9 protein-coding genes are annotated in these 12,107 nt (G+C 58.6%); 6 read left to right on the top strand and 3 right to left on the bottom strand.

Features of this window, described 5'->3' with window-relative positions; translation table 11 throughout:
• Window positions 1-34: 34 nt before the first annotated feature.
• Window positions 35-1,139 (bottom strand): peptide chain release factor 2 gene (gene prfB, locus QZ725_RS00255; protein WP_293775443.1). Its coding sequence is split into 2 segments (ribosomal slippage): window positions 35-1,057 and window positions 1,059-1,139, totalling 1,104 coding nucleotides; the frame shifts between segments, so codons are not numbered across the junction.
• Between the two features lie 131 nt (window positions 1,140-1,270).
• Between prfB and QZ725_RS00250 the strand changes: the two genes are divergently transcribed.
• Window positions 1,271-1,993, top strand: coding sequence for a hypothetical protein (locus QZ725_RS00250; protein ID WP_293775442.1), 723 nt, complete (start codon window positions 1,271-1,273; stop codon window positions 1,991-1,993).
• Window positions 1,994-2,045: 52 nt separating this feature from the next.
• Here the strand turns inward: QZ725_RS00250 and recJ are convergent, their stop codons facing one another.
• Both recJ and QZ725_RS00240 read right to left on the bottom strand, forming a co-directional pair.
• Complete coding sequence (gene recJ / locus QZ725_RS00245) at window positions 2,046-3,740, bottom strand: single-stranded-DNA-specific exonuclease RecJ (protein ID WP_293775441.1); 1,695 nt, start codon at window positions 3,738-3,740, stop codon at window positions 2,046-2,048.
• Window positions 3,737-4,891, bottom strand: a complete 1,155-nt coding sequence (locus QZ725_RS00240) for a hypothetical protein (protein ID WP_293775440.1) — start codon at window positions 4,889-4,891, stop codon at window positions 3,737-3,739. Before QZ725_RS00240 ends, recJ begins: the two co-directional genes overlap by 4 nt.
• Window positions 4,892-4,995: 104 nt before the next feature.
• On the opposite strand from QZ725_RS00240, the gene QZ725_RS00235 reads away from it, so the two are divergent.
• The 5 genes from QZ725_RS00235 to QZ725_RS00215 all read left to right on the top strand — a co-directional run bounded on the left by QZ725_RS00235 (window position 4,996) and on the right by QZ725_RS00215 (window position 12,064).
• Window positions 4,996-6,261 (top strand): lipoprotein-releasing ABC transporter permease subunit, encoded by a 1,266-nt coding sequence (locus tag QZ725_RS00235; protein WP_293775439.1) that lies wholly within the window; start codon window positions 4,996-4,998, stop codon window positions 6,259-6,261.
• Window positions 6,254-6,967: a lipoprotein-releasing ABC transporter ATP-binding protein LolD gene (gene lolD / locus QZ725_RS00230; protein WP_293775438.1), complete on the top strand. Its 714-nt coding sequence runs from the start codon at window positions 6,254-6,256 to the stop codon at window positions 6,965-6,967. Before QZ725_RS00235 ends, lolD begins: the two co-directional genes overlap by 8 nt.
• Window positions 6,968-7,084: 117 nt before the next feature.
• Entirely contained in the window at window positions 7,085-7,882 is a 798-nt protein-coding gene (locus QZ725_RS00225) for a TatD family hydrolase (RefSeq protein ID WP_293775505.1), read from the top strand.
• Between the two features lie 6 nt (window positions 7,883-7,888).
• Entirely contained in the window at window positions 7,889-10,306 is a 2,418-nt protein-coding gene (locus tag QZ725_RS00220) for a DNA internalization-related competence protein ComEC/Rec2 (protein ID WP_293775437.1), read from the top strand.
• Window positions 10,307-10,417: 111 nt separating this feature from the next.
• On the top strand, window positions 10,418-12,064 hold the full coding sequence (locus QZ725_RS00215) for a CTP synthase (protein WP_293775436.1): 1,647 nt from the start codon (window positions 10,418-10,420) through the stop codon (window positions 12,062-12,064).
• Window positions 12,065-12,107: the final 43 nt, after the last annotated feature.

The raw sequence follows: 12,107 nt of genomic DNA, 5'->3' as shown, positions 1-12,107 counted from the left end.
TGAGCACGTGCGTTCATACCGCACGTGCTGCCGATTACACGCCCTGCTTGAGCGAGGCGGCGATGAAGTCGTCCAGATCGCCATCGAGCACGGCCTTGGTGTTGCCGGTCTCGAAGTTGGTACGCAGATCCTTGATGCGCGACTGGTCGAGCACGTACGAACGAATCTGGTGACCCCAGCCGACATCGGTCTTGGAGTCCTCAAGCTTTTGCTGTTCACTCATGCGGTTGCGCAGTTCGAGTTCGTACAGCTTGGCTTTCAGCATGTCCCATGCTTCGGCCTTGTTGCGATGCTGCGAACGGTCGTTCTGGCATTGCACGACGATGCCCGACGGGCCGTGCGTCAGACGTACGGCGGAGTCGGTTTTGTTGATGTGCTGACCACCCGCGCCCGAAGCACGGTAGGTATCGATACGCACGTCGGCCGGGTTGATCTCGATGTCGATCGAATCATCGACTTCGGGATAGACGAACAGACTCGAAAACGATGTGTGACGACCATTGGCCGAATCGAAAGGCGACTTACGCACGAGACGATGCACACCGGTTTCGGTACGCAGGAAGCCATAGGCATATTCCCCCTCGACTTTCAGCGTCGCGGTCTTGATGCCGGCAACCTCGCCATCGGACTGTTCGAGAATTTCAACCTTGAAGCCCTTGCGTTCGCAATAGCGCAAATACTGCCGCAGCAGCATGGACGCCCAGTCTTGCGCTTCCGTACCGCCGGCACCGGCTTGAATATCGATGAAGCAGTTGTTCGCATCCAGCGGGTTGCTGAACATGCGACGGAATTCCATCTCTTCAACCAGCTTCAGCAGTTCCTGCGCATCGGCTTCGATGGCGACAATGGTGTCATCGTCATTTTCTTCGCGCGCCATCTCGAACAGGTCGCGTGCATCGGCCAGTTCGCTGTCGATCTTGATCAGGGTGTGGACGATCGCTTCCAGCGACTTTTTTTCCTTGCCCAGATCCTGGGCGCGCTTGGGATCGTTCCAGACGTCGGGGTCTTCGAGTTCCCCGTTGACTTGTTCGAGTTTCTCCGACTTCACATCGAAGTCAAAGATACCTCCGAAGTTCGGCTTCGCGATCGGCCAGATCGGTCAGCAGGGATTGTAGGGAATTGAGGCGTTCGGCTTCCATGATGTTTTCTTTTGCAATCAAACCGGTGATTATACCTGCTCGACGGTCTTTTTCAGTGTGCCGGCTGTAGTAGTCGCCTGCGCAAGTATTCCGTGGCATGATCCAGGACTGGTCATTTTGACAAGGAAAAGATGATGCGCGTAACGATGATGTTGGTGCTGGGTCTGGCCGCATTGTTGAGTGCTTGTTCGACAGCGCCAGGTCCGCGTGGCGAAGTGCGCGGCATGACCAGCGGTGGCGGTGAAATGGGGCAGTCCGATACCAATCGCATGGCGACGATCACCATGCGTTACAACCTCGACAGCCTCTACCTGCTGATGGACAAGCTGTACCGGCGTAATCCAGCCGAGTGGAAGAAGACGGCAGCCAGCCGTGAAGATGCCATCGGCAAGGTGCGCAGCACGATCGAGCAGCGCGCGCCGTGGCCCGGTTTGCAGGGCGAACGCGACATCCGCGCCTTGTCGCTGGCATTGCGGCCCGATTTCGCGGGCGATCGCGTGGCGGCCTTCATCTACGCCACGGCCGACATGATCATCGCCGCGCATGGCGGCAAGACGGAATTCTTCCTGGTCGATAGCCTCGATGCGCAGCATCTCTATAACGCAGCACGCAATGTGGAAATCGCCGTATGGCTGCTGGGTAGTCGGCGTGATGCCAATGGTCAGCCTTTGCTGCTGGCAGACGACATCGGTACCGGCGCGCGCAATCTGAGTTTCGAGCGTGAATTCGGCAAGATCGTCGGTCGGCTCGATGTGCTGGCAACCTTCATGACAGAGAAATACCGGCGTGCCGGCATCAACTATGTGCAGAACCTGATTGGCGGCGGCTTCATCCAGTTCTTGCCGGTACGTTAAGGCTCGCTGTTGTCAGTATCGTTTTCTTTGCGATGGCTGTGATGCCGGAGTTTCAGGCGGCTTCGGCGTGTTCCACCAACAGCTGCACGCGCGTGCGTCCATTGAATTCGTTGGCATCGAGTCGGTAGGCAACGCGCGCGTGGCTAGGCAGGGAGTCGCTGTTGCCGAACCAGATCGCATCGAATTGCTGGCCGTCTTTTTCCAGTGTCAGCTTCAGGTGGCGCTCCTTGAGGATGCGCTGGTTGACGACGCGGAATTCATCGCAGAACACAGGCGGCGCAAAGCCCTGGCCCCATACCTGATTGTTTATGATGTCGATGAATTGCGTGTTGAAGTAGGGTAATTCCAGCGAGCCATCGGTTTCCAGCACACGTTCGAGCTGGTTGTCGTCCAGCCATTCGCTACCGACGGCCTCGAAAGCCTGCGAGAACGCATCGAAGGCATCCGCACGAATCGTCAAACCGGCTGCCATCGCATGGCCGCCGAATTTATCGATCAGTGTCGGCGCATGTTTGGACACCAGATCGAGCGCATCACGCAAATGGAAGCCTGCGATCGAGCGTCCCGATCCCTTGATCCAGCCATTGCCGGCATCGGCAAACGTAATCGTCGGGCGATAGAAACGATCCTTCAGGCGCGAGGCGACGATACCGATCACGCCCTGATGCCAGCCGGCATCGAACACGCTGATGGTGCTTTTATTTTGTGGATCGAAACTGTCGAGAAGATGCAGCGCGGTTTCCTGCATGTCGGCTTCGATGGTGCGGCGTTCGCGATTGATTTCATCGAGCTGTTGTGCGATGGCCCAGGCGCGCCCGGGATCGTCGGTCGTCAGGCATTCAATACCGAGTGACATGTCGGCCAGACGACCGGCCGCATTCAAGCGCGGCCCGAGCGCGAAGCCCAGATCGAACGGCGACGCGCGTCGCGCCTCACGGCCAGCCGCACGGAACAGCGCGGCAATGCCTTCATGCATGCGGCCGGCGCGCATGCGCTTCAGGCCCTGCGCGACGAGGATGCGGTTGTTGGCATCGAGCTTGACGACGTCGGCCACGGTGCCGAGCGCCACCAGATCCAGCAGGCTGTCGAGCTTGGGCTGGGTATTTGCATCGAAAATGCCACGCTTGCGCATTTCGGCCCGTAACGCCAGCAGCACATAGAACATGACGCCGACTCCCGCCAGATTCTTGCTCGGGAAGCCGCAGTGCGGCTGGTTGGGATTGACGATCACGCGTGCCGCCGGCAGCTTGTCACCTGGCAGATGATGGTCGGTAACAACGACATCGATCCCGCGCCGGTTGGCTTCGGCGACGCCATCGATGCTGGCGATGCCGTTATCGACTGTGACGATGATGTCGGGCGATTTTTCGCGCACCGCCAGTTTGACGATTTCGGGTGTCAGCCCGTAGCCGTATTCAAAACGATTGGGCACGATGAAATCGATTTCTGCGCCGAGCGCCCGCAAGCCGCGCAAGCCGACGGCGCAGGCAGTCGCGCCGTCGCAATCGTAATCGGCGACGATCACCATTTTTTTATGTGCGGCAATCGCATCGGCCAGATAGCCGGCGGCGGCGTCGATATGCAGCAGGCCGGGTGGCGGGATCAGTGCCGTCAGATCACTGACCAGTTCACGTGCATCGAGCAGGCCACGTGAGGCGAAGATGCGTGCCATCACGGGATGCAGGCCGGATTGCAGCAGGCGTTCCGCATCGCTGGCGGAATAGGGGCGAACGACGATACGGGTCATGCTGCGAGTACGGACAGAGAAGGTTTTTTCCAGAATTTGCGCAGAGAGCTGGCGCTGACGTCAATGTGCCTGAGTGCGGCGTGGTGGCCGAGCGTGATGCCGAATTGGCGAATCCTTCCCGTGCGGAGCGCTTCCAGTAGCGGCGCGAACCACTGTGTTTCCATCGCATTCAGGCGGGCAATCCATTCGGCCCAGTCTTCGGCGAGTATCGTTTCGGTGAGATCATCCAGCAGCAGGAGCGGGCGTGCCGTCGTACTGGCAAGCAGGGCATCGACGCCGGAGGCCTGATGCGCTTGCAGGCTCGCGAGCAAACCGTTTGTGGCTGCCGAGCCCGCATTCGAACTGGTATGAATCACATCGAAACGCCGGGTATCGACATCTTCTGTTGCTGCGCCACCCCACAGCCAGACGGAATTGATCGGTTTCTGACCGCGCGCAGCACGTTCGTCGTTGATGGCATGGTTGTGCCAGTGCATCTGGACTTCGTTTTGCAAGCGCCGCCAGTCACGTGCGCGTTCACCTTGTGCCATCCAGATATCGACATTGTGGCCGCAGGCTGCATCGGGCGAGGCGGTTTGCAGTTCGTGCCAGTCATCGGCGTGCAGCAGCCACAGACCGGCGTCGGCATACAGCAGGGTTTTGCCGACTTCGGCAAACAGGCTTTGGGCCGTATCGAACAAAATGTGCGATTCGTCCTCGCTGATTTTTAACTGGCGCGGATCGGTCAGCACCAGATGGTCGCGCGCCACGTGCAAATGGAAAGGCTGCAGGATGAACCAGAAGCCTGCTTCCAGCGTGATTCCCTTTGCCTTTGCCAGATGCGTGGCGAGCGGCAGATGGCCGCTGTTGCCATGCGGCGTCTCTTGCCCGAACCGTTGCCCGAGCAGCCAGTATTCGTGCGGCAGCGCGCGGGCGAATTCGTCGCTCGCATGTTCGCCGACGCGTTTGCCGCGTCCGAGCAGCATGGCCAGCGAGGGCGTGTGCAGTTCGCGCTGCAGGTCGCGCGCGAGTTCGGGCGGTGTCAGGGAAAAGGGTAAAAGCAGGTCGAGGCGATTCATGCCGCGATTGTAGGTCAATTGCCGCGCATGCGGGCGGCAGGGAACGGAATCGCGCGCCGGCAGTCCATTCCAGCGCATTGCAGTTTCATGCATTCATGGGAGGGACGGCTTTGCTGCCGCCGTGCAATATATGGCACACTGCCGGGCAACCTGCTTGCCCCGGGCAGAAAAAAACGTGCTGCAAACTGGAGTCTTTTTTGAGCATCATAAAAAATCTATCGTTCGAATGGCTGATCGGCGTGCGCTACACGCGTGCCGGCAAGCGCAGCGGTCGCAACAGCTTCATTTCCTTCATTTCCCTGATTTCGATGGCCGGCATTGCCGTCGGTGTGGCGGCACTGATCATCGTGCTGTCGGTCATGAACGGTTTTCAGAAAGATGTGCGCGATCGCATGCTGTCCGTGCTGTCGCATATCGAAGTGTTCGAACCCGGCGGTTCCTTGCCCGACTGGCAGAAAACGGCAGAGGAAGTCAGTGCCAATACCGAGGTGATCGGCACCGCACCCTACGTCGATTCGCAGGCGATGATGACCCGTGACGATACCTTGCGCGGCGTCATGATTCGCGGCGTGCTGCCCGATCAGGAGCCGCGTGTGTCGGATGTGGCCAAGCACGTCAAGCAAGGCAGTCTCGACAATCTGCGCCCCGGCGAATTCGGCATCGTGCTCGGTAGCGAGCTGGCGCGTGCCATGCATGTCTACATGGGGGAAAAAGTCACCATGATCGCGCCGCAGGGGCAAGTGACGCCCGCCGGCGTGATTCCGCGCCTCAAGCAGTTCACCGTGGTCGGCGTGTTCGATTCCGGCCATTTCGAATACGACTCGTCGATGGCGTTCATTCATATTCAGGATGCGATGACGATGTTCCGCCTCGCTGCGCCATCGGGCTTGCGCCTGAAGATCACCGATATGCAGCGTGCGCCCCAGGTGGCGATGGATCTGGCACGGCATCTCAGCGGCGATCTGCTGATTCGTGACTGGTCGCGACAGAACCGAAACTGGTTCGCTGCCGTGCAGACTGAAAAGCGCATGATGTCGCTGATCCTGACGTTGATCATTGCTGTGGCCGCATTCAATCTGGTTTCCACGCTGGTTATGACGGTGACGGACAAGCAGGCCGATATCGCCATCTTGCGCACGCTGGGTGCGTCGCCAGCATCGATCATGAAGATTTTCATGATTCAGGGAGCGCTGGTTGGTTTGATAGGCACGGCAGTTGGTGTCGCCGGGGGCGTGCTGGTGGCACTGAATATCGACGTGATCGTGCCGTTCATCGAAAGCGTGTTCCAGGTGCAGTTCCTGCCCAAGGATGTGTACCTGATCAGCGAGCTGCCATCCGATTTGCGCTGGCCGGATGTCTGGACCATCGGCGGTATCGCTGTGGTGCTGGCCTTCCTGGCTACGCTCTATCCAAGCTGGGCAGCTGCCCGCGTCAAACCTGCGGAGGCTTTGCGCTATGAGTAATTCTGTTCTGTCCTGCCGCAATCTGGCCAAGACTTTCACCCAAGGCAAATACGCGGTCGATGTGCTGAAAGGTATCGATCTGGATGTGGTCAGAGGCGAGCGTGTGGCGATCATCGGCGCCTCGGGCTCCGGCAAATCGACGCTGCTGCATCTGCTCGGCGGGCTCGATGTGCCGACTGCGGGTTCCGTACATTTGCTGGGTGAGGATTTTGCGAGTCTCGACGAAAAACGCCGAGGCACATTACGCAACCAGTCGCTCGGGTTTGTCTATCAATTCCACCATCTTCTGCCGGAATTCACGGCTCTCGACAATGTCGCTATGCCGCTCATGATTCGTCGTGTGCCGCGCGATCAAGCGCACAAGGTGGCGCGTGCGATGCTGGCGCGCGTCGGGCTGGAGCATCGTGTGACGCACGTGCCGGGCGAACTATCGGGCGGCGAGCGTCAGCGCACGGCACTGGCGCGTGCACTGGTAACGCAACCTGCCTGCGTACTGGCTGACGAGCCTACTGGCAATCTTGATCGGCATACGGCACAAAAGACCTTCGATCTGATGCTGGAACTTTCGCAGTCGCTGGGAACGGCCTTCGTCATTGTCACGCACGATGTGGAATTGGCGACGCACTGCGACCGCATATTGCGCTTGTCGGATCAGGGTTTGCAGCTGTATGAAGAGCCAAAGACATCCGATAGTCTGGTGAGCTGAGTAATCGAGTTCACAAGATGTTGTGATCCTGATTTGCGTTTTCATCAGTTATCAAGTGATTGGATGTTTCCTCCACAACGCATGACTTCGAACTTTTATTTCACTGTCTGATTGATTATGTGGATCGATACGCACTGTCATCTGGATGCAGCGGAGTTTGCCAGTCAGGCAGACGAGGTGGCGCGTGCGGCGGCGATCCGGCAGGTTGGCATGATCGTTATTCCCGCGGTTGAACGCGGCAATTTCGATGAGGTGGCTCGTCTGGCACATGCGCATGCGAATTGCAGTTATGCGTTGGGCATACATCCTATTTACGTGCCGCAGGCACAAGAAAGCGATCTGCAGGTCTTGCGCGAGTGCGTGGCGCAGGCAATGGCCGATCCGCGTTTCGTGGCGATAGGCGAGATCGGTCTCGATTTCTTTGTTCCCTTGCTGACCGAGCCGGCCATGCGCGACAAGCAGGAGCATTTTTACATCGAACAATTGAAGATCGCACGCGATTTCGATTTGCCTGTGCTGCTGCACGTGCGTCGGTCGCAGGACCAGATTCTCAAGCAATTGCGGCGCATCAAGGTGGTCGGCGGCATCGCGCACGCTTTCAACGGCAGTTTTCAGCAGGCGCAAGTATTTATCGATCTCGGCTTCAAACTTGGTTTCGGTGGCGCGATGACGTTCACGCGTGCCTTGCAGATACGCCGTCTCGCTACCGACTTGCCGCTGGAAAGCATCGTTCTGGAAACCGATGCACCGGATATTTCGCCAGCCTGGCTACATCCGCAACGCAACAGTCCTGAGCAATTGCCGCGGATTGGCGAGACGCTGGCCGAATTGCGTGGAGAAGACTCCGCTGTCATTGCCCGGCGCACTTCCGACAATGCACGTGCGGTCATGCCGCGCCTGCAAGCCTTGCTCTGACAACGCATGCGCAGCGCGATCATCGGCTTGGTTGTCGGTGCTTGGCTGTTGCAGCAACAGGCTGCGCTCCCTTCCTTCATTCTTCTCGCGGCGCTTGGCGCGCTAATCCTTCTTTTGTTCGCGTCATGGCGACGTGCGCTTGCCCGTCCGCGCCTGCGCATGTTGCTTGCCGCGCAGGCCGGTCTTCTGACGGGTTTCGTCTGGGCCGCATTGTTTGCACACTGGTATCTGGCCGAGGAATTGCCGCACGAGTGGGAAGGGCGCGATGTCACCCTCATCGGCACCGTTGACAGCTTGCCCAATTATTTCGAGCGTGGTGTGCGCTTCCAGTTTGCGGTAGAAGAGGTAGTGCCGGTCGATGGTGTCATGCCCGTCGTGCCGGCAACACTGGCGTTATCTTGGTATTCGGCATTCAATCCAGATGAATGGCAGCAGGTTGGTGCAGTGCACGCCGGCGAACGCTGGCGCTTGACAGTGCGCTTGCGTCGGCCGCACGGCAATGCCAATCCTTACGGTTTCGATTACGAACGTTGGTTGCTTGAGCAGCACATCAGGGCGACTGGCTACGTGCGTCCCGATCAGCGCTCATCGGTAAAGAATGAACGACTGGCAGATTTTGTCCCCGGCTTTGGTCACGCGGTGGAGCGTGCGCGCGGCTATCTGCGCGATCGCATCCAGCGCTCCTTGCAGGGGCAACCCTACGCGGGCGTCATCGTGGCACTGGTGGTGGGCGACCAGCGCGCCATCAGTCAGGAAGACTGGACCATTTTCAATCGCACAGGTGTATCGCATCTGGTCTCGATTTCAGGCTTGCATATCACGATGGTTGCCGCCCTGTTTGCGCAATGCGTGCTTTTTCTGTGGCGGCGTTCGTTCTTTACATCTGCCTCGTTGCCACTGCTGCTGCCAGCGCAGAAAGCCGCGGCGATTGCCGGTGCGTTTGCTGCATTCGTATATGTGTTGCTGGCGGGTTCCGGTGTGCCGGCGCAACGCACGCTGTGCATGTTGCTGGTCGTCGCCGCTGCAATGTGGTTCGGCAGGCTGACGAATGTGTCGCATGTACTGTGTCTGGCGTTGGCGGCGGTGGTGCTGATGGATCCGTGGGCCGTGATGGCACCGGGATTCTGGCTGTCGTTTGGCGCGGTGGCAGTCATCCTGTATGCCAGCGTCGGTCGCGCGCGGACGCAGGGTGAACATGGCCGACCACATTGGCAGACTGTGCTGGAAACCGCGGTGCGCACGCAATATGCCGTCACGCTGGGTTTGGTGCCGCTGACCGTGCTGCTGTTCGGCCAGGCATCGCTGATCAGTCCGCTTGCCAATGCGATTGCGATTCCGCTCGTCAGTTTTCTGGTGACGCCCTTGTCGCTTGTCGGCAGCGTATTGCCGGCACCGCTTTCCGATGGTTTTCTCTGGTTGGCGCATGGATTGATTGCAGCGATGGCGGGCTTGCTGGGCTGGTTCAGTGCCATGCCGTTATCGGTCTGGACCGTACCGATTCCAACATGGTGGATGTTTGCTCTGGCGATGCTGGGAACGCTCTGGTTGCTGGCACCCCGAGGTTGGCCCATGCGTTACCTCGGCCTGTTCTGCTGGCTGCCGCTGGCTTTCCATGCGCCGCAACAGCCACGTGATGGCACGCTGTGGGTGACTGCATTCGATGTGGGGCAGGGCATGGCTTTGTTGATCGAAACCCGACATCATCGCCTGCTGTACGATACCGGCCCGGCATATTCGCCTGAAGCCGATGGCGGTAATCGCGTGGTGTTGCCGTACTTGCGCGCGAGAGGTATTCATCGGCTGGATGGTGTGATCATCACCCATAGCGACACCGATCATGCAGGTGGCGCGATGTCGATTTTCAGGGAAATGCAGGTCGGTTGGACTGCTTCTTCATTGCCGCAAACACATACGATTGTGCAGGCCGCGCCAGGGCATCGCCGTTGCGAGGCCGGGCAGCGCTGGGAATGGGATGGCATTCTCTTTGAAATGCTGCATCCCTCTGCGGAATTTCACGACAGCGAGCGCTGGAAGCCCAATGCGCGCAGTTGCACGCTCAAGATCACGCAGGGAAATCGCGCCATCCTGTTGACTGGCGATATCGAGGCGCAGCAGGAGGCCTTGCTGGTGCGAACGTATGGCGAAGACTTGCGTGCCGCTGTCTTGCTGGCACCCCATCACGGCAGCGGGACGTCTTCGACGCTGCCGTTCCTGCGCACGGTGGATCCGCAACTCGCGCTCTTTCAGGTCGGTTATCGCAATCGCTACCGGCATCCCAAACAGGAAATTTATGATCGATACGGCGAACTCGGCATTGCGCGCCTGCGCAATGATATATCGGGTGCGATCACCATTCGTTTCGAAGACACAATGACGGTTGGCGAGTATCGACGCGAGCATGCACGTTACTGGTACGGGCGATGATGTCGGTCCGCATGCAACGCGCTGCAAATTTTGCCGGATGAAGCTCAAAGAGTCGTACCCATTTGGGGTATAATTTGAATTTCCCGCATGTGCCGTTCGGCACCTACAGCAATGACCAAGTTTGTTTTCGTCACTGGCGGTGTGGTTTCTTCCCTTGGTAAAGGGATTGCCGCCGCCTCTCTCGCTGCGATCCTCGAATCGCGCGGCCTCAAAGTCACTCTCCTCAAGCTCGATCCGTACATCAACGTCGATCCCGGCACGATGAGTCCGTTGCAGCACGGCGAAGTGTTCGTCACCGACGACGGTGCCGAGACCGACCTTGATCTGGGCCATTACGAGCGCTTCATCTCGGCCAAGATGAAGAAGGTCAACAACTTCACGACCGGCCAGGTATACGAATCGGTGATCCGCAAGGAACGCCGTGGCGAATATCTGGGCAAGACGGTGCAGGTGATTCCACACATCACCAACGAGATTCAGGAATTCATCCATCGCGGTGCCGAAGGTTTTGATGTGGCGCTGGTCGAGATCGGTGGCACGGTTGGCGATATTGAATCGCTGCCTTTCCTCGAAGCAGCACGTCAATTGAGCCTACGTGCAGGCCGCAACGCGACGGCTTTCGTGCATTTGACGCTGGTGCCGTTCATCGCCTCTGCCGGTGAACTGAAAACCAAACCGACCCAGCATAGCGTGCAAAAACTGCGCGAGATCGGTATTTTCCCCGATGCATTGCTGTGCCGCGCCGACCGTCGTATTCCTGACGATGAGCGCTCGAAGATTTCGCTGTTCTCCAACGTGCAGGAAGAGGCCGTCATTTCGGTCTGGGATGCCGACACCATTTACAAGATTCCGCAAATGCTGCTCGATCAGGGGCTGGATCGCATCGTCTGCGAAAAGCTTGGCCTGTCGCCGGCACCTGCGGATCTGTCGATGTGGAGCAAGCTTGTCTACACGCTGGAAAATCCAAAGCACAATGTCACCATCGGCATGGTCGGCAAGTATGTCGATCTAACAGAATCGTACAAATCGCTGACCGAAGCACTGCGTCATGCCGGCATTCACACCGAAAGCCGCGTCAATATCGAATATCTGGATTCGGAAGAGATCGAAACGGCAGGCCCGCAATCGCTCGCGAAGTACGACGCGATTCTGGTGCCCGGCGGTTTCGGCAAGCGCGGTGTGGAAGGCAAGATTGCCGCGGCCCGCTTCGCCCGTGAAAACAAGATTCCTTACTTGGGCATTTGCCTTGGCATGCAGGTTGCGCTGATCGAATACGCGCGGCACATGGCGGGTCTCACCAAGGCAAACTCGACCGAATTCGATCCCGATACAGAACAGCCGGTTGTCGCGCTGATCAACGAATGGCAAAACCACGATGGCAAGGTCGAGCGTCGCGATGTCAATTCCGATCTCGGTGGCACCATGCGTCTCGGTGCGCAAACCTGCGATATCAAGCCGGGTACGCTGGCTGCCGAAATCTATGGCGACAAGGTGACGGAACGTCATCGTCATCGCTATGAAGCCAACAACCACTATCTCGGTCGCGTCGAAGAAGCGGGCCTGATCGTGGCGGCGCGTACACCGACCGAATCGCTGTGCGAAATCATGGAATTGCCACGCACTGGCGACAATGCGCACCCTTGGTATGTGGGCGTGCAATACCACCCCGAATTCAAGTCAACGCCGCGCGATGGACACCCGTTGTTCATCTCGTTCATTCAGGCCGCGCTGGCGCATCAGCAAGCGAACAAGGCGTGAACCAATCGCGACGACGCGCAAATACAGTAAAAAATCTGAGATC

Source organism: uncultured Oxalicibacterium sp. (assembly GCF_913776015.1).
Lineage (GTDB): Bacteria > Pseudomonadota > Gammaproteobacteria > Burkholderiales > Burkholderiaceae_D > Oxalicibacterium.
Note: the sequence above shows the minus strand (reverse complement) of the source record. Positions and strands in the feature narration are given on the sequence as shown.